The 18,436-nt window shown below is 40.6% G+C and carries 31 protein-coding genes; 1 reads left to right on the top strand and 30 read right to left on the bottom strand.

Translation table 11 applies throughout. The features are described from left to right. Nucleotides 1-56: 56 nt before the first annotated feature. A complete protein-coding gene (locus tag FNN08_RS14790) occupies nt 57-1,493 on the bottom strand; it encodes a carbon starvation protein A (protein WP_143587157.1) in 1,437 nt (478 codons plus the stop codon). Between the two features lie 184 nt (nt 1,494-1,677). Between FNN08_RS14790 and FNN08_RS14785 the strand changes: the two genes are divergently transcribed. Beyond that, on the top strand, nt 1,678-2,082 hold the full coding sequence (locus FNN08_RS14785; RefSeq protein ID WP_143587155.1) for an OsmC family protein: 405 nt from the start codon (nt 1,678-1,680) through the stop codon (nt 2,080-2,082). 64 nt (nt 2,083-2,146) lie between these two features. On the opposite strand, the gene FNN08_RS14780 is transcribed toward FNN08_RS14785, so the two are convergent. The 29 genes from FNN08_RS14780 to rpsJ form a co-directional block, all read right to left on the bottom strand. Beyond that, entirely contained in the window at nt 2,147-3,052 is a 906-nt protein-coding gene (locus FNN08_RS14780; protein ID WP_143587153.1) for a phosphoribulokinase, read from the bottom strand. Between the two features lie 437 nt (nt 3,053-3,489). Then, entirely contained in the window at nt 3,490-3,897 is a 408-nt protein-coding gene (gene rplQ, locus FNN08_RS14775) for a 50S ribosomal protein L17 (protein ID WP_143587151.1), read from the bottom strand. A gap of 42 nt (nt 3,898-3,939) precedes the next feature. Then, on the bottom strand, nt 3,940-4,929 hold the full coding sequence (locus FNN08_RS14770; RefSeq protein ID WP_143587149.1) for a DNA-directed RNA polymerase subunit alpha: 990 nt from the start codon (nt 4,927-4,929) through the stop codon (nt 3,940-3,942). Between the two features lie 25 nt (nt 4,930-4,954). Continuing rightward, nucleotides 4,955-5,575, bottom strand: a complete 621-nt coding sequence (rpsD, locus tag FNN08_RS14765; RefSeq protein ID WP_143587147.1) for a 30S ribosomal protein S4 — start codon at nt 5,573-5,575, stop codon at nt 4,955-4,957. 21 nt (nt 5,576-5,596) lie between these two features. Continuing rightward, complete coding sequence (rpsK, locus tag FNN08_RS14760; RefSeq protein WP_068544990.1) at nt 5,597-5,986, bottom strand: 30S ribosomal protein S11; 390 nt, start codon at nt 5,984-5,986, stop codon at nt 5,597-5,599. 15 nt (nt 5,987-6,001) lie between these two features. Further along, nucleotides 6,002-6,358 carry a 30S ribosomal protein S13 gene (gene rpsM, locus FNN08_RS14755; RefSeq protein ID WP_143587145.1) on the bottom strand — a complete coding sequence of 119 codons (357 nt, stop codon included), beginning with the start codon at nt 6,356-6,358 and terminating at the stop codon, nt 6,002-6,004. A gap of 136 nt (nt 6,359-6,494) precedes the next feature. Then, nucleotides 6,495-6,608 carry a 50S ribosomal protein L36 gene (gene rpmJ, locus FNN08_RS14750; RefSeq protein ID WP_143587143.1) on the bottom strand — a complete coding sequence of 38 codons (114 nt, stop codon included), beginning with the start codon at nt 6,606-6,608 and terminating at the stop codon, nt 6,495-6,497. Between the two features lie 17 nt (nt 6,609-6,625). Next, entirely contained in the window at nt 6,626-7,951 is a 1,326-nt protein-coding gene (gene secY / locus FNN08_RS14745; protein ID WP_143587141.1) for a preprotein translocase subunit SecY, read from the bottom strand. Nucleotides 7,952-7,957: 6 nt separating this feature from the next. Continuing rightward, nucleotides 7,958-8,392, bottom strand: a complete 435-nt coding sequence (rplO, locus tag FNN08_RS14740) for a 50S ribosomal protein L15 (RefSeq protein WP_143587139.1) — start codon at nt 8,390-8,392, stop codon at nt 7,958-7,960. 3 nt (nt 8,393-8,395) lie between these two features. Beyond that, on the bottom strand, nt 8,396-8,575 hold the full coding sequence (rpmD, locus tag FNN08_RS14735; protein WP_143587137.1) for a 50S ribosomal protein L30: 180 nt from the start codon (nt 8,573-8,575) through the stop codon (nt 8,396-8,398). Nucleotides 8,576-8,581: 6 nt separating this feature from the next. After that, entirely contained in the window at nt 8,582-9,085 is a 504-nt protein-coding gene (gene rpsE / locus FNN08_RS14730) for a 30S ribosomal protein S5 (RefSeq protein ID WP_143587135.1), read from the bottom strand. A 10-nt stretch (nt 9,086-9,095) separates the two neighbouring features. Beyond that, nucleotides 9,096-9,449, bottom strand: coding sequence for a 50S ribosomal protein L18 (rplR, locus tag FNN08_RS14725; RefSeq protein WP_143587133.1), 354 nt, complete (start codon nt 9,447-9,449; stop codon nt 9,096-9,098). Between the two features lie 9 nt (nt 9,450-9,458). Further along, nucleotides 9,459-9,992 carry a 50S ribosomal protein L6 gene (gene rplF / locus FNN08_RS14720; RefSeq protein WP_143587131.1) on the bottom strand — a complete coding sequence of 178 codons (534 nt, stop codon included), beginning with the start codon at nt 9,990-9,992 and terminating at the stop codon, nt 9,459-9,461. An 11-nt stretch (nt 9,993-10,003) separates the two neighbouring features. After that, nucleotides 10,004-10,396, bottom strand: coding sequence for a 30S ribosomal protein S8 (rpsH, locus tag FNN08_RS14715; RefSeq protein ID WP_143587129.1), 393 nt, complete (start codon nt 10,394-10,396; stop codon nt 10,004-10,006). An 11-nt stretch (nt 10,397-10,407) separates the two neighbouring features. Then, a complete protein-coding gene (gene rpsN / locus FNN08_RS14710) occupies nt 10,408-10,713 on the bottom strand; it encodes a 30S ribosomal protein S14 (protein ID WP_143587127.1) in 306 nt (101 codons plus the stop codon). A gap of 10 nt (nt 10,714-10,723) precedes the next feature. Continuing rightward, nucleotides 10,724-11,263, bottom strand: a complete 540-nt coding sequence (rplE, locus tag FNN08_RS14705; protein WP_143587125.1) for a 50S ribosomal protein L5 — start codon at nt 11,261-11,263, stop codon at nt 10,724-10,726. A gap of 17 nt (nt 11,264-11,280) precedes the next feature. Next, nucleotides 11,281-11,595 (bottom strand): 50S ribosomal protein L24, encoded by a 315-nt coding sequence (gene rplX / locus FNN08_RS14700; RefSeq protein ID WP_143587123.1) that lies wholly within the window; start codon nt 11,593-11,595, stop codon nt 11,281-11,283. 12 nt (nt 11,596-11,607) lie between these two features. Further along, nucleotides 11,608-11,976, bottom strand: a complete 369-nt coding sequence (gene rplN, locus FNN08_RS14695) for a 50S ribosomal protein L14 (RefSeq protein WP_033079354.1) — start codon at nt 11,974-11,976, stop codon at nt 11,608-11,610. Nucleotides 11,977-13,137: 1,161 nt separating this feature from the next. Next, complete coding sequence (rpsQ, locus tag FNN08_RS14690; RefSeq protein WP_143587121.1) at nt 13,138-13,398, bottom strand: 30S ribosomal protein S17; 261 nt, start codon at nt 13,396-13,398, stop codon at nt 13,138-13,140. Continuing rightward, nucleotides 13,398-13,589, bottom strand: a complete 192-nt coding sequence (gene rpmC, locus FNN08_RS14685) for a 50S ribosomal protein L29 (RefSeq protein ID WP_143587119.1) — start codon at nt 13,587-13,589, stop codon at nt 13,398-13,400. The genes rpsQ and rpmC overlap by 1 nt, the downstream gene beginning before the upstream one ends. After that, nucleotides 13,589-14,002, bottom strand: coding sequence for a 50S ribosomal protein L16 (rplP, locus tag FNN08_RS14680; RefSeq protein ID WP_143587117.1), 414 nt, complete (start codon nt 14,000-14,002; stop codon nt 13,589-13,591). Before rplP ends, rpmC begins: the two co-directional genes overlap by 1 nt. Before the next feature lie 11 nt (nt 14,003-14,013). Beyond that, on the bottom strand, nt 14,014-14,712 hold the full coding sequence (gene rpsC, locus FNN08_RS14675; RefSeq protein WP_143587115.1) for a 30S ribosomal protein S3: 699 nt from the start codon (nt 14,710-14,712) through the stop codon (nt 14,014-14,016). An 11-nt stretch (nt 14,713-14,723) separates the two neighbouring features. Then, complete coding sequence (gene rplV, locus FNN08_RS14670; RefSeq protein WP_143587113.1) at nt 14,724-15,056, bottom strand: 50S ribosomal protein L22; 333 nt, start codon at nt 15,054-15,056, stop codon at nt 14,724-14,726. A gap of 11 nt (nt 15,057-15,067) precedes the next feature. Next, nucleotides 15,068-15,346: a 30S ribosomal protein S19 gene (gene rpsS, locus FNN08_RS14665; RefSeq protein WP_033078130.1), complete on the bottom strand. Its 279-nt coding sequence runs from the start codon at nt 15,344-15,346 to the stop codon at nt 15,068-15,070. An 18-nt stretch (nt 15,347-15,364) separates the two neighbouring features. Beyond that, complete coding sequence (gene rplB, locus FNN08_RS14660; RefSeq protein ID WP_143587111.1) at nt 15,365-16,189, bottom strand: 50S ribosomal protein L2; 825 nt, start codon at nt 16,187-16,189, stop codon at nt 15,365-15,367. 12 nt (nt 16,190-16,201) lie between these two features. Next, complete coding sequence (gene rplW / locus FNN08_RS14655; protein WP_143587109.1) at nt 16,202-16,504, bottom strand: 50S ribosomal protein L23; 303 nt, start codon at nt 16,502-16,504, stop codon at nt 16,202-16,204. Continuing rightward, nucleotides 16,501-17,106, bottom strand: a complete 606-nt coding sequence (rplD, locus tag FNN08_RS14650; protein ID WP_143587107.1) for a 50S ribosomal protein L4 — start codon at nt 17,104-17,106, stop codon at nt 16,501-16,503. The genes rplW and rplD overlap by 4 nt, the downstream gene beginning before the upstream one ends. Nucleotides 17,107-17,123: 17 nt before the next feature. Continuing rightward, on the bottom strand, nt 17,124-17,762 hold the full coding sequence (gene rplC, locus FNN08_RS14645) for a 50S ribosomal protein L3 (protein WP_143587105.1): 639 nt from the start codon (nt 17,760-17,762) through the stop codon (nt 17,124-17,126). Between the two features lie 15 nt (nt 17,763-17,777). Then, nucleotides 17,778-18,089: a 30S ribosomal protein S10 gene (rpsJ, locus tag FNN08_RS14640; protein ID WP_143587103.1), complete on the bottom strand. Its 312-nt coding sequence runs from the start codon at nt 18,087-18,089 to the stop codon at nt 17,778-17,780. Between the last annotated feature and the right edge of the window lie 347 nt (nt 18,090-18,436).

Genomic DNA, 18,436 nt, shown 5'->3' with positions numbered 1-18,436 from the left:
TAGTAATTTCATTTAGCCACATAAAAACGCATGTTGTAATAACATGCGTTTTTTGTTTAAACAGAGCTCTTAACTATATCTGTTGGCGAGATATTAATTCTGCTCTTAACAAAAAATGTCCATAGCATTGTAATTAACACAGAAGATACCGTTGAGATATCAATTGGCAAACCAAAACCTAATGATTTAGAGCTAAATAAGAAAGCGATAACTACAACAGTCATAAATATGGCTGGTATAGTACAAATCCAATGGAATTTATTTTCTCTCATTAAGTACGCTGAAGCCGTCCATAACATCAAGGCAGCCGTAGTTTGGTTAGCGACCCCAAAATAGCGCCAAATAATGCCGAAATCGACTTGTGTTAATACCGCACCAATTGCAAATAAAGGCAAAGCTAAAACTAATCGCTTGGAAAAGTGTTTTTGCGATAGATTGAAAAATTCAGATAAAATCAAACGAGCCGATCTAAATGCTGTATCACCAGATGTAATTGGTAAAACAATTACCCCTAATATAGCTAAAAAGCCACCAACAGCACCTAATAAGCCAGTCGATGCTTCGTAAACAACATTAGCTGGATTACCAGCCATACCTTCATTTAAGCCCTCTACTCCACCGAAGAAAGATAATGCCAGAGTACACCAGATCAAAGCGATAACACCTTCGCCTATCATTGCCCCATAAAATACAAAACGGCCATTCTCTTCATTATCAATGCAACGAGCCATTAAAGGAGATTGCGTTGCATGAAAACCTGAAACTGCACCACAAGCAATGGTAATAAATAAGGCTGGCCATAAAGGCATATCATTAGGGTTTAAGTTTGTTAAAAAATCTGCAGCCTCAACACCTGGTAATACACTGTGCTCTGAAGAAAAGATTAAGGCCAATGTAAGTCCAACTGACATAAACACCAATAAAGCGCCAAAAAATGGATAAAAGCGACCAATAAGCTTATCTACAGGTAATAACGTCGCAATAAGGTAGTAAACAAAAATAATACCTAAGAAAATAGCAACATCAACGCCTGTTAATCTAGCTAATAAACCAGCAGGTGCGCTAATAAATACGACACCAACAAGAAGTAATAAAATCACTGCAAACACATTCATGAAATGCTTTGAACTGCGTCCTAGATATTTTCCTGCTAGATTAGGGATTGATTGTCCTTCGTTGCGAACCGAAAGCATTCCGGAAAAGTAATCGTGTACAGCACCTGCAAATATACAACCAATAACAATCCACAACAGTGCAGCTGGGCCATATAAGGCTCCTAAAATCGGCCCAAAAATTGGTCCTACACCAGCAATATTTAACAACTGAATTAAATATACTCGGCCTTTCGACATAGATACAAAATCAACACCATCACAATGTGTAGTAGCAGGAGTACTTCGTTTTTTATTTATTCCAAAGACTTTTTCAACAAAAGCGCCATAGAAAAAATAACCCGCAATAAGCAAAGCAATTGCTAATAATAAATATGCCATCTAGTTTTCACTCTATATTAAAGACATATTGATGTTATCTAGTTTGAATTATTTAATCTGTGATCGAGTGTTATTCATTGTGTATTTTTTGAACCACTGATTTTTCAAAAAGATATTAAAAGTAGTGTCATTTACCCCATCAAGGTTTAAAATAACAATCAACTTAATAATTAAGAGAAGCAAGATGCAAGCAAAAGTAAAATGGGTTGGCGATGAGTTATTTATGGGTACTTCTGAAAGTGGCCATTGTGTAGTAATGGATGCTAATGGTGGTGCATTAGGACCGAGTCCATTAGAAAATGTATTACTTTCATTAGGTGGGTGTTCTTCAGTTGACGTTGTTAGTATTTTAGAAAAAGCACGTCAAAAGGTAACTGGCTGTGTAGTAGAAATTAACGGCACAAGAGTAGATACCGTTCCAAAGTTATTTTCAGATATTCATTTACATTTCGTGATTAGCGGTAGCGATGTTAAAGAAAAGCACGTAGAGCGAGCCGTGGCATTATCTGCTGATAAATATTGTTCAGTTGCTCTTATGCTTAATAAATCGGTAAATATCACTCACGACTTTTCAGTTGTTGAAGCATAACTTCCCCTTGTAAACGATAAAGGAGCCATAAGGCTCCTTTTGTTTATGTAATACTTTTAAAGTATTATTCTTTATAGGTCTGCATCCAATCCATTTGTTGGCTAGCTTCCCTTTTGTTTGCCATGATTTCGACAATTAATGGTTTTAATATTAATTCCATAGCAAAGCCCATTTTACCTCCAGGAACAACTAAGGTGTTGACCCTGGACATGAAGGATCCATCGATCATGCGTAAATAGAACGGAAAATCTACATTTTCCATTTCACGAAAACGGATCACTACAAAACTCTCATCCTGACTCGGAATTGCTTTAGCACTAAAAGGATTAGATGTATCAACGGTAGGCACACGTTGGAAATTAATATGGGTTCGTGAAAACTGCGGCGTAATAAAGGTGAAATAATCTTCCATACTACGCACTATGCTATCTGTAACCGCTTCACGAGAGTGGCCCCGACTATTAGTGTCTCGAATAATTTTTTGGATCCATTCAAGGTTAACAATTGGAACCATGCCGATTAGAAGGTCCACGTGTCTGGCTACATCGTTTTTATCTGTAACAACCCCTCCGTGTAAACCTTCATAAAATAAAAGGTCTGATTCGCCTCCTAGAGGCTCCCAAGGGGTAAACGTACCTGGCATTTGATTATATGGTACTGCTTCATCGAAAGTATGAAGGTAACGGCGCATTGTACCTTCACCTTTTTCACCAAAATCATGGAATAAACGTTCAAGGGCATCGAAATCATTGGCTACATCACCAAAATAACTGACTTTACCACCTTCAGCTTTTGCTTTACGTTTTTCAAGATCCATTTCAGGACGAGTGAAGCGATGAAAACTATCACCTTCAACCATAGCAGCTTTTATATCTAAAGATCGGAATATGTGCTCAAAGGCGTCCATGGTTGTAGAGGTACCTGCACCAGACGAACCGGTAACAGCAATAATAGGATTTCGAGCAGACATATTTTTTCTTCTAATTATTAATCAGCTTAACTTTATACGTTTTATATCGCTTTAGGTCAAGAAAACAACATTTTTAGATAATACGAGGCTTAAGGTAAACTTTAGGAATTAGAGATAAAGTGGTATTTACAAACACCGATTTCAGTTTTTATTTTTACACATTTAGTATAAATAGTTTGAGTTAGGAAAAATGGGTTTTATCAAGGAAAATTAAAGCGATTTTTAGCCTGCCTAAACGAGCTTGAATTTAACGCAGGGTAAGCACATTTTAACCAGTCAAATATTTTGAGGAGATAAAAGCGATTTATACAAGACAAATTGAGCCGACGTTTAGTTCATCTAAACGAGGCTTAATTTAACGCAGTAGAAATCACTTTTAGCCCTCAAAAAAAAAAGAGAGCCTAAGCTCTCTTTTTTATATATCAAACTAGGTTTGATTATGCTTCAGCTGAAACTTCTTCAACCACGTCAGCAGTTTCTTCAACTACTGGACGGTCTACAAGTTCAACATAAGCCATAGGTGCTTTATCACCAGTACGGTAACCACATTTTAAAATGCGAGTGTAACCACCTGGACGTTCTTGGTAACGAGGACCAAGTTCGCTGAATAATAAACCTACTACTTCTTGGTCACGTGTACGAGCAAATGCCAAACGACGATTTGCAACGCTATCTGTTTTAGCCAATGTAATTAGTGGCTCAACAACGCGACGTAGTTCTTTAGCTTTAGCAACGGTAGTTTTAATAACACCGTGTTTTACTAAAGAGCTTGCCATATTGCGGAACATCGCCTGGCGATGACTGCTATTACGGTTTAACTGGCGACCGCTTTTACGATGGCGCATACGTTAATCCTTCTTCTCTTAAACTATTAAATTCTGATTGACTTAGTCGTTATCAGCAATGCTTTCAGGTGGCCAGTTTTCTAGGCGCATGCCTAGAGATAAGCCACGAGACGCTAAAACATCCTTGATTTCAGTAAGAGATTTCTTACCTAAATTAGGAGTTTTAAGAAGTTCTACTTCTGCACGCTGTACTAAATCACCAATATACTGAATCGCTTCTGCTTTTAAACAGTTGGCTGAACGAACTGTAAGCTCTAGGTCATCAACTGGACGAAGTAAAATTGGATCGAAAGCAGGTTTAACTTCTTCCGGTTCAACTTCTTTAACATCGCGTAAGTCAACAAACGCATCTAACTGTTCAGCTAGAATTGTTGATGCACGACGAATCGCCTCTTCTGGATCTAACGTACCGTTAGTTTCCATGTCGATAACAAGCTTATCTAAGTCAGTACGTTGTTCAACACGAGCCGAGTCAACGTCATAAGCAATTCTCTCAACAGGACTGAAAGACGCATCAACTAGTAAACGACCAATTGCGCGTTCTTCTTCCTCGGCGTTGCGACGAATAGAAGCTGGAACGTAACCACGACCCATTTCTACTTTGATGCGCATGCTGATTGAACCGTCACCTGTTAAGTTACAGATAACGTGAGCAGGATTAGCGATAGTAACATCACCATCATGCTGTATATCAGCGGCCGTTACAGGGCCTTCACCTGACTTAGTTAAAGTTAAAACTGCTTCAGTTTTGCCTTCTAAACCAACAGCCAAATCTTTAAGATTCAACAGTATTTCGATGATGTCTTCTTGAACACCTTCTTTACTGCTGTATTCATGTAATACACCATCAATTTCAACTTCCGTCACTGCACAACCTGGCATTGATGAAAGAAGAATGCGACGTAACGCATTACCTAAAGTATGACCAAAACCACGTTCAAGTGGTTCTAATGTTACCTTAGCACGAGTAGTACTGATATTCTCGATACCAACTAATTTCGGCTTAAGGAATTCGGTTACAGAACCCTGCATTTTTGTCCTCTCTTAAAGTTCAGCTTTATTTCGAGTAAAGCTCGACAATCAACTGTTCATTAATTTCTGCTGATAAATCAGAACGATCTGGGTAACGTTTAAACGTACCTTCCATCTTCTTGTTATCAACTTCAACCCAGACTGGCTTCTCACGTTGATCAGCTAATTCTAAAGCAGCAACGATGCGCGCTTGAGTTTTAGACTTCTCACGAATTGAAACAGTATCTTCTGGCTTAACAGCGAAAGATGGAATGTTAACAACTTGACCGTTAACTACGATAGCTTTGTGGCTAACTAGTTGACGAGCTTCTGCACGTGTAGAGGCATAGCCCATACGGTATACAACGTTGTCTAAGCGCACTTCTAAAAGGTTTAACAAGTTTTCACCTGTGTTGCCTTTAAGACGAGCAGCTTGCTTGTAGTAATTACGGAACTGCTTCTCAAGAACACCGTAAATACGACGAACTTTTTGTTTTTCACGAAGCATCAGACCATAGTCAGATAAACGACCGCGACGAGCGCCGTGTTGACCAGGAATAGTTTCGATCTTACATTTAGTATCAATTGCCCTTACACCACTTTTAAGGAACAAATCAGTTCCTTCGCGGCGGCTAAGCTTAAGCTTTGGGCCTAAATATCTTGCCATGTTATTTCTCCAACAGACCTATTAAACGCGACGTTTCTTAGGTGGACGACAACCATTATGAGGAATCGGAGTAACGTCAGTAATGTTGGTGATTTTAAAACCAGCAGCATTTAAGGCACGGATTGCAGATTCACGACCTGGACCTGGACCTTTAACGAATACTTCAATATTCTTCAAACCAAACTCTTGTGCTACTTTACCAGCACGATCAGCAGCAACCTGTGCAGCGAATGGAGTTGATTTACGTGAACCACGGAAACCAGAACCACCTGCAGTTGCCCAAGATAACGCGTTACCTTGACGATCTGTAAGAGTTACGATTGTGTTGTTGAAAGAAGCATGGATATGAGCCATGCCATCAGCAACTTGTTTTTTTACGCGCTTTTTCGTGCGCGTTGGTGTTTTAGCCATGTCTATTTCCTCGATCTACTTTTTAATCGGCTTACGAGGACCTTTACGGGTGCGCGCATTAGTCTTAGTGCGTTGACCACGTAGAGGGAGACTGCGACGATGGCGTAAACCACGATAACAGCCAAGGTCCATCAGACGCTTGATGTTCATTGAAACTTCACGACGTAAGTCACCTTCTACGGTGAATTTCGCCACTTCTGCACGAAGCAAATCTATTTGAGCTTCGTCTAATTCGCTGATCTTTATATTTTCTGCGATACCTGCTTCTGCACAAATTGTCTTTGCACGAGTTGCACCGATACCGTAGATGGCAGTAATGGCAATTACTGCATGTTTACGATCAGGGATGTTAATGCCAGCGATACGGGCCACTAACACATCTCCTATATTTAAGGTTAAAAGATAACCGGTTGAAAAGCCCGTTAGGATACTCAACCAGCAACATTTTTGCAATATAAAGTGTCACAAATTGCAAAATAATACAATAAATGACACTTTAGTAAAAGATTTAGCCTTGGCGTTGCTTGTGCTTAGGCTCTGCGCAAATTACGCGAACCACACCTGCACGCTTAACAACTTTACAGTTACGACAAATCTTTTTAACGGATGCACGAACTTTCATTTTATACTCCGTAGCCTCTAACGGCCGTAGCCTTTTAGATTAGCTTTTTTCAGCACATTGTCATATTGATGAGACATCAAATGAGTCTGTACTTGTGCCATGAAATCCATAATTACAACTACTATAATTAGTAGGGAAGTACCGCCAAAATAGAACTGTACATTCCAAAATATCATCATGAACTCAGGAACCAAACAAATAAGAGTAATGTATAAAGCACCCGCTAATGTTAAGCGAGTCATTACCTTATCAATATATCTTGACGTTTGCTCACCAGGACGAATCCCAGGAATAAACGCACCAGATTTCTTCAAATTATCTGCTGTTTCACGCGGATTGAAAACCAATGCCGTGTAGAAAAAACAGAAAAAGATTATTGCAGTTGCATATAGCATTACATACAAAGGGTTACCTGGTGACAGAGCAAGAGCAAACTCTTGCAATGCATTAGCAACCACACCATCACCTTGACCGAACCAACTTGCGATGGTACCCGGGAACAAGATAATACTTGATGCAAAGATAGGTGGAATAACACCTGCCATGTTTACTTTTAAAGGTAAATGAGTGCTTTGTGCAGCAAATACTTTGCGACCTTGTTGGCGCTTAGCATAGTTTACCACAATACGGCGTTGGCCGCGCTCTACAAATACAACTAAATAAGTCACAGCAAATACTAAAACACCAACTAGTAATAATGCTAATAAGTGCAATTCACCTTGACGCGCCATTTCAGCTGTTTGACCAACAGCTGAAGGCATGCCAGCAACAATACCAGCGAAGATTAAGATTGAAATACCGTTACCAATACCACGTTCAGTAATCTGTTCACCTAACCACATTAAGAACATGGTACCAGTTACTAAAGATACTACCGCAGTAAAGTAGAAACCAAAGCCAGCGTTAACCACTAGACCTGGCATCATACCCGGTAAACTATTTGCAATCGCAATCGACTGTACTGTTGCCAGTAGCAATGTGCCATAGCGTGTGTACTGACTGATCTTACGACGTCCAGCTTCACCTTCTTTTTTCAATTCTTGCATACTAGGTACAATATGTGTACTAATTTGCATGATAATCGAAGCTGAGATGTACGGCATAATACCTAAAGCCATTACAGAGGCTCGCTCAAGTGCACCACCAGAGAACATGTTAAACATTTCTACAATGGTGCCCTTTTGTTGTTCAATCAACTGAGCTAGTACAGCGGCGTCAATACCAGGGATTGGTACAAATGAACCTAAACGAAACACAATAAGCGCTCCGAGTACGAACAATAATCTTTGTTTAAGCTCAGACAAACCGCCTGCAGCTTTATTTTCCATTCCTGGTGTAGCCATTTTGTACTATTCCTCTATTGTACCACCGGCAGCTTCAATTGCTGCACGTGCACCTTTGGTTACTGCTAAGCCACGAACCGTAATTTTACGGCTGATTTCACCAGATAACATTATCTTTGCAGATTCAATGTTACGAGTGATTAGGCCTGCGTCTTTAAGCGCGTGAATATCAACAACATCAACATTCATTTGATTTAATTCGTGTAAACGTACTTCAGCGCGAACTAAAGATTTACGCGACGTAAAACCAAATTTAGGTAAACGTTGTTTAAGAGGCATCTGACCACCTTCAAAACCAGGACGAATGCCGCCGCCTGAGCGAGACTTTTGACCTTTGTGACCGCGGCCACCTGTTTTGCCGATACCAGAACCGATACCACGACCGCAACGCTTTTTAGCTTTCTTAGCGCCAGGTGCAGGGGATAATGTATTTAAATGCATAACTTAATCCTCCACCTTAATCATGTAATGAACTAAGTTGATCATACCACGTACTGATGGAGTATCTTCTAACTCTACAGTATGACGGATACGACGTAAACCTAATCCTTTAATTGTTGCTCTATGAGACGGCTTGCGACCGATAGAACTTTTAACTTGCGTTACTTTGATTGTATTAGCCATTGTCTATTACCCCAAAATGTCTGAAACGTTAAGGCCACGTTTAGCTGCAACAGTTTCTGGCGACTTCATGTTCGCTAGAGCACCGATTGTAGCGCGTACCACGTTAATTGGGTTAGTAGAACCGTATACTTTAGATAATACGTTCTGTACGCCTGCAACTTCTAATACTGCACGCATCGCGCCACCGGCGATGATACCTGTACCGTCTGATGCTGGTTGCATGTAAACTTTAGAACCTGAATGCTTACCATTTACAGAATGCTGTAAAGTAGTGCCTTTAAGATCAATGTTTACGATGTTACGACGAGCCTTTTCCATTGCTTTTTGAATTGCAGCAGGAACTTCACGCGCCTTACCGTAACCAAAACCAACACGACCGTTGCCGTCACCAACTACTGTTAGTGCAGTGAAACTGAAAATACGACCACCTTTAACCACTTTTGATACGCGGTTAACAGCGATTAACTTTTCAGCAAATTCACTTTGTTGTGTGTTTTCTACATTAGCCATTGTCTAACTCCTAGAATTTAAGGCCAGCTTCACGAGCTGCTTCTGCTAACACTTGTACACGACCGTGGTATAAGAAACCTGAACGATCGAAAGCAACGTTAGTAATACCTTTGGCTGAAGCGCGTTCTGCAATTGCTTTACCAACTGCTGCTGCTGCTTCTTTGTTACCAGTAGATTTAACTGATTCGCGAACTTCTTTGTCTAAAGTAGATGCAGATGCAATTACTTCAGAACCAGATGCAGCGATTAGTTGCGCGTAAATGTGACGAGGAGTACGGAAAACGACTAAACGATTCGCACCCAACTCGCTGATCTTTGCACGTGTACGTTTTGCACGGCGAAGACGAGATGTTTTCTTATCCATAGTATTATCCTACTTCTTCTTAGCTTCTTTACGACGAATAACTTCATCGCTATAACGAATACCTTTACCTTTGTAAGGCTCAGGTTTACGGTATGCGCGAATATTCGCAGCTACTTGACCAATCACCTGCTTATCAGCACCAGTAAGTACGATTTCAGTTTGACTAGGAGTTTCAACTTTAACGCCAGCTGGAACAGCGTGCTCTACTGGATGAGAAAAACCTAAAGATAAGTTTAGAGTTTGACCAGCAGCTTTAGCACGGTAACCAACACCGTTTAAAATTAAGCGTTTTTCAAAACCAGTACTTACGCCGTTAACCATGTTATTGATTAATGCACGAGCAGTACCAGCTTGAGCCCAAGCGCCTTTAACGTCGTTAGCGATGTTAGTAACAATAGTATTTTCTTCTTGAGAAATTACAACGTCACTGTGAATCGTACGAGCTAATTCGCCTTTTGGACCTTTGATTGTGATGTCTTGACCAGATAACGTAACAGTAACGCCAGCAGGGATAGACACAGGTGCTTTTGCAACACGAGACATATTCTTGCTCCTTACGCTACGATACCAATGATCTCACCGCCAAGACCCGCATTGCGAGCGGCACGGTCAGACATTAGGCCTTTAGAAGTTGAAACAATAGCAATACCTAAGCCAGCTAATACTTGAGGAAGGTCATTGCTTCCTTTGTATACGCGTAAACCAGGGCGTGAAACACGCTTGATTGTTTCGATTACTTCTTTACCATCGAAATATTTTAAAGTTACTTCTAGTGTTGGTTTAACACCTTCAGTGATTTCAAAACCGTTAATATAACCTTCTTCTTTAAGCAAGTTAGCAATTGCTACTTTTAGCTTGGAAGATGGCATAGATACTGCAACTTTAGCTGCAGATTGACCGTTACGGATGCGTGTAAACATATCCGCGATAGGATCAGTCATCATAATTAATTACTCCCTTACCAACTTGCTTTTTTAAGACCAGGTACTTCACCGCGCATAGTTGCTTCACGTAACTTAATACGGCTTAAGCCGAACTTACGTAAGTAACCATGTGGACGACCAGTGATCGCACAACGGTTACGTTGACGACTGCTGCTCGAATCACGAGGTAAAGCTTGTAGTTTTAGTACTGCATCCCAACGCTCTTCTTCAGAAGAGTTTACACTTGAGATGATCTCTTTTAGAGCTGCACGCTTTTCAGCGTATTGAGCTACTAATTTTGCACGTTTCGTTTCACGTGCTTTCATTGATGATTTAGCCATAACTCTACACCTATTTCTTAAACGGGAAGTTAAAGGCAGTCAGCAAAGCATGACCTTCCGCATTAGATTCTGCGCTAGTAGTGATAGTAATATCCATACCGCGAATCTTATCGATTTTATCGTAATCGATTTCAGGGAAAATAATTTGCTCACGCACGCCCATGCTGTAATTACCACGGCCATCGAACGATTTAGGGTTCAAGCCACGGAAATCACGGATACGAGGAACCGAGATTGCGATTAAGCGCTCAAGAAAGTCCCACATGCGTTCGCCGCGTAGAGTTACTTTTGCACCAATTGGGTAGCCTTCACGAATTTTAAAACCAGCAACAGAGTTGCGAGCTTTCGTGATTAGCGGCTTTTGACCAGAGATTGCAGTCAGATCGTTAACGGCGTGGTCTAAAACTTTTTTATCAGCAATAGCTTCACCAACACCCATGTTAAGTGTGATCTTTTCAATCCGAGGGACTTGCATGACACTTTTGTATCCGAACTCTTTGGTAAGTTCAGCAACAACTGTATCTTTGTAAAAATCATGCAGTTTCGCCATCGTTTTTACTCCAAAAATTAAACTAATTCGTTATTAGACTTGAAGAAACGAACTTTTTTGCCGTCTTCAATTCTAAAACCTACACGATCAGCCTTGCCAGTAGCAGGGTTTTTGATCGCAACGTTTGATACGTCGATTGCAGCTTCTTTCTCAACGATTCCACCAGGTTGCTGTAACTGTGGTACAGGCTTCTGATGTTTCTTGATTAAGTTGATACCTTCAACGAATACTTTACCTTCAGCTGTAAGAACTTTAGTGATCTTGCCACTTTTGCCCTTGTCTTTACCAGCTAGGATTACTACTTCGTCATTTTGACGAATTTTAGAGGCCATTTTCGTGACTCCTTATAGTACTTCAGGTGCTAATGAAACGATCTTCATGAACTTTTCAGTTCTTAATTCACGTGTCACAGGCCCGAAAATACGAGTACCAATTGGCTGTAAGTTAGCATTTAACATTACTGCCGCGTTTCCATCAAATCGAATGGCTGAACCATCTGAACGACGAACGCCTTTTCTAGTGCGCACCACTACCGCATTAAGAACATCACCTTTCTTCACTTTACCGCGAGGAATAGCTTCTTTAACAGAAACCTTGATGATGTCGCCAATACCCGCATAGCGACGGTGCGAGCCACCTAGAACCTTTATACATTGCACGCGTCGAGCGCCGCTGTTGTCAGCAACGTCTAGCTGTGATTGCATTTGGATCATAAAATATGTGCTCCGCTGTTATAAATTTAAGGCCAAAAATTTGACCCGTCACTGCCTTTATCCACTAACCTAGAGTCAGTGGGCGCGAGATTATAACACTACAAAAGAAAAAGTGGTACTTTATTTAGACAAAAATATAGCAACAAACAACCAAGTTAAAAAAATGTAACATCAAAATACGTATAAGTCATTGGTTTAATGAGGAAATAGTTAATTAAAGCTGGTTACAATTTGTAACGAATTAATCCCTATCCCTTGTCACACCTAGCTTACATAACTATCGTTAATTTTTCTCAATCATCAGGCATAAATTAGAACCCTCATATGTGCTTTTAAAAATATCAACTTCTACAGATTTCACATTCACTGATTGAGGTTTTATCTTTAATAAATATATGATTATTTTATTTATAGATCCGATACTGGTGTATAGAAAAAAGGATAAGTAGAAAATAGAACCTGTAAAAATCACCAATGAAGCGCACACAGACAAAGAAAAAGTAAAACGTCATCGCGGCGAAGGCCGCGACCTCCCTAGGGTTATAGTGTGCCTAGAAGTAGCTCTATTATTGAAACGCAGCATACGTCAGGAGGTTGTGGCCTGCGCCACAATGACGACGCTATTTTTCGGATATTGTTTAGGTTGCCTAATCGCTCAAAGCGGAAGTAATTCGCTTTTATCATTTACCTACCCAATATTAAAAACAAGTAAATACATTTTTAAAGCATAAGGCTAATACTTTATTTTTATAACAATTTTGAGGCATAAAAAAACCGCCGTTACCAGCAGCGCTTTTTAATAACAATCAGCTTAACTTTATTTGATAAGAGTAGCTTTAGTGATCACATCAACTAAAGTCCAGTTTTTAGACTTAGAGACTTATTGTGTTGTCAGATTCACGAATTTTCACCTCTGACTTGATTAAACTCAGGGCATAAAAAAAACCCGCTGTTACCAGCAGGGTTTTTTAAGAACAATCAGCTTAACTCTATTTGATAAGAGTAGCTTTAGTGATCACATCAACTAAAGTCCAGTTATTAGACTTAGAGACTTATTGTGTTGTCACATTCACGAATTTTCACCTCTGACTTGATTAAACTCAGGGCATAAAAAAACCCCACTGTTACCAGCAGGGTTTTTTAAGAACAATCAGCTTAACTCTATTTGATAAGAGTAGCTTTAGTGATCACATCAACTAAAGTCCAGTTTTTAGACTTAGAGATTGGTGCACATTCACGAATTGTTACTACATCACCTTCGTTACATACGTTAGCTTCATCATGCGCTTTCAACTTAGTTGAACGGATCATGAATTTACCGTAGATAGGGTGTTTAACACGACGCTCAATCTTAACAACGATAGACTTGTCCATCTTGTTGCTGATTACAGTGCCTTGAACAGTACGAATTGATTCGCTCATTATGATCCTGCCTTCTGAGTTAGGATTGTCTTAACACGTGCGATATCGCGACGTACGTTACGAAGCAAATGAGTTTGAGCCAACTGACCTGTGCTTGCTTGCATGCGATAGTTAAACTGTTCGCGCAATAAGCCTAGTAATTCAGCATTTAGCTCTTCAATGCTTTTGTCTTTAAGTTCAGTAGCTTTCATTACATTACCGTCCTAGTTACGAAAGTAGTTTTAAAAGGAATTTTAGCTGCTGCAAGCTCGAAAGCTTCGCGTGCTAATTCTTCCGGAACACCTTCCATTTCATAAAGAACACGTCCTGGCTGAATCTGACATACCCAGTATTCAACACTACCTTTACCTTTACCCATACGAACCTCAAGAGGTTTTTTGGTAATTGGCTTGTCAGGGAAAACTCGAATCCAAATTTTACCTTGACGTTTTACGTGACGTGTCATTGCACGACGAGCTGCTTCGATTTGACGAGCAGTCATACGTCCACGAGCTACGGATTTTAAGCCGTAAGTACCGAAGCTAACTGAGCTACCAGTGTGCGCTAGGCCACGGTTACGCAGTTTAAATTGCTTACGGAATTTAGTACGTTTTGGTTGTAACATTTGTTAGTTCCTTACTTACTGCCTTTGCCTTTGCCTTTTCTTTTAGGCTTAGGAGCTGGTACTTCTGCCTGTAGAGGCATGTTACCAATTACTTCACCTTTAAAGATCCAGACTTTAACGCCGATAACACCATAAGTAGTATCTGCGCGGGCAATTGAATAATCGATGTCAGCACGTAAAGTGTGTAATGGAACACGACCTTCACGATACCATTCAGCACGTGCGATATCTGCACCACCTAAACGACCGCTAACTTGAACTTTGATACCTTTAGCACCTAGACGCATTGCGCTTTGTACTGCACGTTTCATAGCACGACGGAACATAACACGGCGCTCTAACTGACTAGCAATGCCATCAGCTACAAGTTGTGAGTCCATTTCTGGCTTACGAACTTCTGCAATGTTAATTTGAGCTGGAACACCGGCAATTTGAGAAATCTTTTTACGTAATTTCTCTACGTCTTCGCCTTTCTTACCAATCACAACACCTGGACGGGCTGTGTGGATAGTTACACGAATAGATTTTGCTGGACGCTCAATAACTACTTTCGATAAAGAAGCACGCTTCAACTCTTCAGTTAAGTAAGCACGAACTTCGTGATCACCTTTGATGTTGCTTGCGTAATCTTTGCTGCTTGCATACCAAGTAGACGCGAAAGGCTTAGTGATACCTAGGCGAATACCGGTAGGATGTACTTTCTGACCCATACTAATATCTCCTAGTGATCAGCTACAATCACAGTAATGTGACTGGTGCGCTTAAGGATACGATCCGCGCGACCTTTCGCACGAGGTTTAATACGTTTCATTGTTGGACCATCGTCAACCATAATAGTTTTAACGAATAATTCATCAATGTCTGCACCTTCATTGTGTTCAGCGTTTGCGATAGCTGAGTTAAGAACTTTCTTAACTAACACTGCAGCAGATTTGTTGCTGAATGTTAATACTTCAAGAGCTTTCTCTACTTGCATTCCGCGAATTTGGTCTACAACCAAACGAGCTTTTTGAGCTGAACCACGGGCAAATTTATGTTTAGCAATAGCTTCCATCTTATTTTCCCTTATCTTTTCTTCGCTTTCTTATCAGCCACATGGCCACGATAAGTGCGAGTTGGTGCAAATTCACCCAGTTTGTGACCGATCATTTCATCGGTAACGAATACTGGAACGTGTTGACGGCCATTATGGACAGCGATGGTCAATCCGATCATGTTAGGTATGATCATTGAACGACGGGACCAAGTCTTAATTGGTTTTTTATTCCCGCTTTCCAAAGCTTTCTCTACCTTCGTCAACAAGTGTAGGTCAATAAATGGACCTTTCTTGAGAGAACGTGGCATGGTAATTCCTCTTTATAGTTACTTAGTACGACGACGGACAATAAACTTGTCTGTACGTTTGTTTGAACGAGTCTTATAACCCTTAGTTGGTACACCCCAAGGTGATACCGGGTGACGACCGCCTGAAGTTTTACCTTCACCACCACCGTGTGGGTGATCAACTGGGTTCATGGCAACACCACGAACAGTTGGTCTAACACCACGCCAGCGTGTAGCACCTGCTTTACCCAAAGAGCGAAGCATGTGTTCAGCGTTGCCGATTTCACCTAAAGTTGCGCGACAATCTGCTTCAACTTTACGCATTTCGCCAGAGCGAAGACGTAGAGTTACGTAAGCGCCGTCTTTTGCAACTAATTGTGCATAAGTACCAGCGGCACGTGCGATTTGAGCACCTTTACCAGGTTTAAGTTCGATTGCATGGATAACACTACCTAGAGGTACATTACGTAATGGTAATGTGTTACCTGCTTTGATAGGTGCATCAACACCAGACTGGATTGAATCACCAGCGCTAACACCTTTTGGTGCTAGGATGTATTTGCGTTCACCGTCTGCATATAATACTAACGCGATGTTAGCACTACGGTTTGGATCATATTCCAAACGCTCTACTTTTGCAGGGATACCGTCTTTATTACGTTTAAAGTCGATAACGCGGTAATGATGCTTGTGACCACCACCAACGTGACGAACTGTAATACGACCAGTATTGTTACGACCACCAGACTTAGAGTTTTTCTCTAAAAGTGGAGCGTAAGGCTTACCTTTGTGCAATTCCGAGTTTACCACTTTAACAACGTGGCGACGACCCGGAGAAGTAGGTTTACATTTTACAATAGCCATTTTTAACTTCTCCTATTGCTCTGCGCCGACGAAATCGATGTCGCTACCTTCGCTAAGAGTTACGTAGGCTTTCTTCCAGTCGTTTCTACGACCAAAACGAGCGCCAGTACGTTTTACTTTACCCTTAACATTTAAAGTGCGAACACCAGTAACTTCAACTTCGAAAAGCTTTTCTACAGCAGCTTTAATTTCAAGCTTGCTTGCATCAGTTGCAACTTTGAAAACAACAGTATTGTTTGCTTCAGCAGACATTGTTGCTTTCTCAGAAATGTTAGGTGCTAAAATCACCTTCAACAAACGTTCTTCGTTTATCATGCTAACATCTCCTCGATTTGCTTAACTGCATCAGCAGTTACTAATACTTTCTCGAAACCAACTAAGCTAACAGGATCAATACCAGCTACATCACGAACGTCAACTTTGTATAAGTTGCGTGCTGATAAGAATAAGTTCTCATCAACTTCTGAAGTAACGATTAAAACGTCTTTTAATTCAAGACCTTTTAATTTAGATACTAATTCTTTAGTTTTTGGAGTTTCTACCGCAAAGTTCTCAACAACAACTAGACGTTCTTGACGTACTAATTCTGAAAGAATGCTTTGGATCGCACCGCGATACATTTTACGGTTAACTTTTTGGCTGTGATCTTGTGGTCTTGCAGCGAATGTTACGCCACCTGAACGCCAGATTGGACCACGAGTTGTACCAGCACGTGCACGGCCAGTACCTTTTTGACGCCATGGCTTCTTGCCACCGCCGCTAACTTCAGAACGATTTTTTTGCTTAACAGTACCTTGACGAGCACCAGCTGCGTAAGCAACTACTACTTGGTGTACTAATGCTTCGTTAAACTCACGTCCAAACGTTGCTTCGGAAACTTCAAGAGCGCCGGATGCATCTTTTAATGCTAATTCCATCATAAATCTCCGATGACTTAAGCTTTAACAGCTGGTTTGATGATTACGTTACCATTGATAGCACCCGGAACCGCACCTTTAATAAGGAGCAAGTTACGTTCTGCATCAACGCGAACCAATTCAAGGTTTTGAGTAGTAACTTTCTCAGCACCCATGTGACCAGACATTTTTTTGCCTTTGAATACGCGACCTGGTGTTTGACACATACCGATTGAACCGTTTGAACGGTGCGATAATGAGTTACCGTGAGTTGCATCTTGCATGCTGAAGTTCCAGCGCTTGATACCACCTTGGAAACCTTTACCTTTTGAAGTACCGGTAACGTCTACTAACTTAGTCTCATTGAATAACTCAACAGTGATGTCACTGCCAGCTTCAATACCTTCACCTTCGCCATCTTTTAAGCGGAATTCCCAGCAGCCACGGCCAGCTGTAACACCTGCTTTAGCAAAATGACCTGCTAAAGGCTTAGTAACACGACTAGCTTTACGAGAGCCAGTTGTTACTTGTAAACCACGATAACCATCGTTTTCAAGCGTTTTAACTTGAGTAACGCGGTTAGCTTCAACTTCTAGGACTGTAACTGGAATTGAAACACCATCTTCAGTGAAGATGCGAGACATACCAACTTTACGTCCGACTAAACCAATAGTCATAGTTAAATCCCCTTATTAACCCAAGCTGATCTGAACGTCAACACCAGCTGCTAAATCTAAACGCATTAATGCGTCTACAGTTTTTTCAGTTGGTTCAACAATGTCGATCATGCGCTTGTGAGTACGAATTTCGTATTGATCACGAGCATCTTTGTTTACGTGTGGAGAAACCAAGATAGTAAAACGTTCTTTGCGTGTAGGAAGTGGAATAGGACCACGAACCTGTGCGCCAGTACGTTTAGCAGTATCTACGATTTCAGCTGTTGATTGATCAATCAGACGATGATCGAACGCTTTCAAACGAATGCGAATTCTTTGATTTGACATTTATCAAATCCCCAATATAAAAAGAACGAACAAAGTACGACTCATCACCTACGTTTTGGTGTAGGGGAGCGTACTGCTATATACATTCAACTCCAAATCGGAGTTGCTGTGTTAAGCCTCTTAACACCACTTTAGAGCAGGTGAGACTTATAAAAAACCGAGACCATAATGGTCAAGGTCGGCGTATTATACACAAGTTAGAAATAAAGACAAGCCTAAATAGTAAACAACTTTGTTTTAATCCATGTTCAGCAATTTCTTAATTTAAGTAGTAAACAAAATACCATTATAGTCTGATTTTTGTGCTGCTTTTATGTCATAATAATCGACTGTTAAAATTTCAGGCT

This window comes from Thalassomonas sp. M1454 (assembly GCF_007097525.1).
In the GTDB taxonomy this organism is placed as follows: domain Bacteria; phylum Pseudomonadota; class Gammaproteobacteria; order Enterobacterales; family Alteromonadaceae; genus Thalassotalea_A.
Note: the sequence above shows the minus strand (reverse complement) of the source record. Positions and strands in the feature narration are given on the sequence as shown.